Source organism: Mangrovimonas sp. ST2L15 (assembly GCF_001280515.1).
In the GTDB taxonomy this organism is placed as follows: domain Bacteria; phylum Bacteroidota; class Bacteroidia; order Flavobacteriales; family Flavobacteriaceae; genus Mangrovimonas; species Mangrovimonas futianensis.
This window is the reverse complement of the sequence record NZ_LBIQ01000051.1, coordinates 1-339: the sequence shown is the minus strand read 5'-3', so window position 1 is coordinate 339 and position 339 is coordinate 1. Positions and strand designations below refer to the sequence as shown.

The window sequence follows — 339 nt, the reverse complement described above, 5'->3', positions numbered from 1 at the left end:
TTTCTGATGATTGTGGGGAAACTGGTTCGGCTACAGTAACTTTTACTGCCACTGATGGTTGTGGAAATGCAGCATCTACTACCGCTACATTTACTATTATAGACACAATTGCTCCGGTTGCTCCTGACGCTCCTGCAGATATCACTTACGAGTGTATCGGCGATATGCCTGCTGCTGGCGAGTTGACTGCTACAGACAACTGTGCTGGTGATATTACAGCTACTGCTGTAGATAGCATGGACGACACAGATCCTTGTAACATCGTGGTGACCAGAACGTGGACATTCACTGATGCATGTAACAATTCATCTTCGGTGTCACAGACCATCACCATTCAAG

At 46.3% G+C, this 339-nt stretch carries 1 protein-coding gene; it reads left to right on the top strand.

The genetic code is table 11. From position 1 onward, the window contains the following. Nucleotides 1-339 (top strand): hypothetical protein (locus tag ZA07_RS16225; protein WP_197276761.1); only part of this gene is annotated, 339 nt, incomplete at both ends.